This is a genomic window from Endozoicomonas sp. SESOKO4 (assembly GCF_024606275.1).
Genome location: NZ_JAHHPS010000520.1, coordinates 1 through 1483 on the forward strand (window position 1 = coordinate 1; position 1483 = coordinate 1483).

The window sequence follows — 1483 nt, forward strand, 5'->3', positions numbered from 1 at the left end:
GTTACTGGTTAACCAATAATGTGAAACAGTGGGTGGTGGATGTTTAACCGGGCATGATTCTCTCCGTTTAATTTCCTGATGATTTCCTTGCATGGCTTGAATGATCGGTTGAGGATGAAGGTTCATTGTTTACAGACAGAATCAGGGTATTACTATCTGAAAAGAAAGAAAAAATTATTCGATAATAGTGGCAGGATGGGAGGGTAATGATGATATGGAGAATAATTTTTATCAAGACATTACTTTTCTCATAATTTTATAAAAAAGCAATTTGATATTAACTTTGAAAATAAAATCTATGTAAACGACAATGGATGGTCACAGTGATAGAGACATCCAATTTATTGCTTTTTTCTGAGTGTCCCTTACAGCAGTTAATGGATAAGTATAAATACAAGGGCTAGACTTCCTGTCGACTGTTCCAAAGAGTCCAGAGCATGGTCAAACTACAGCATTATTCAGCCCGGTTAGTCGTCCCTTTATTCCTGCTAATGGCTTTGATTGCAGAAGCCCAGACGGCGACTCAATCCTTGAACATAACCCCTTCTCCAACCACGATCTCTTCTCTAACCACGACCTCTGCTTCTTCGAAATCCAATTCGAGAGGTTTGTGTGATTCTCTGATAGGACAAACGGCGGGGGTTGAGCGGCGGCTAAACCAGTATGGTAGCCTTTTTAGCGGACGAGAGTGCTTTGTTCTGAGTGCCGATCCGGCAGAGGATTTGGCTGATGTGATCAAACAGATTCCTGAGAATGCTGTTATACTTCTCTCTTCCGAAACTGTAGTGTCGTCTTCTACTGCGACTCCTTCTGCATCCGTTGCTCTTGCGACATCTTCGGTATCCTCTGCCCCTGCGCCGGAAAACATCCCGGTTAATTATCTTATTGGTAATGAAATAACTTTGAAGGACGGTCAGGACATTATCGGGGCGGCAGATGATGGTTTTGAAATCATTATCAGTCTTGGGTCAGGTTATTATGATCCTCATATGATCAGGATTGGAATGAATGGCAATTTCCAGTTTGGCAATGTGAGAGACAGTCATATAAGACACCTTACTTTCCAGCCAGTTAGTCCTAATAACACCAATAGGACGGTTGAAAATATTTTTGCAGGAAAGTGTTACAACCGTAGACTGATTGTAGTGAACAACCTGTTTCACCTTCCTCTCACCAAGGCCGCACTTAATCTTGAGTGCAAAGAGTCTCTGGATGCATCGGCCAACGATATACGCCCGGGCCCGGGCCTGCTGTTCGTCAGAAACACGATCATAGGTAAAACCGCAACAAGGTTGCGCGACAGCTATATTCCAGAAGCAGGCGTCTTCATTAACCTTCATACAATCATTAACCAGACACAAAGGGTTGCTGTTATTGAGAATTCATTCGAGGGCGATATGGCTAAAGCGGGTGACTTTATTCTTGGGTTTGGGAGCAGCATGGATATTTTCAGAAACAGAGTCGACATTAACAATGTTGCCAA

At 42.8% G+C, this 1483-nt stretch carries 1 protein-coding gene; it reads left to right on the forward strand.

From position 1 onward, the window contains the following. Positions 1–437 precede the first annotated feature (437 nt). On the forward strand, positions 438–1483 hold a 1046-nt coding region (locus tag KDK16_RS10125; protein ID WP_257275942.1), incomplete at its 3' end, for a hypothetical protein.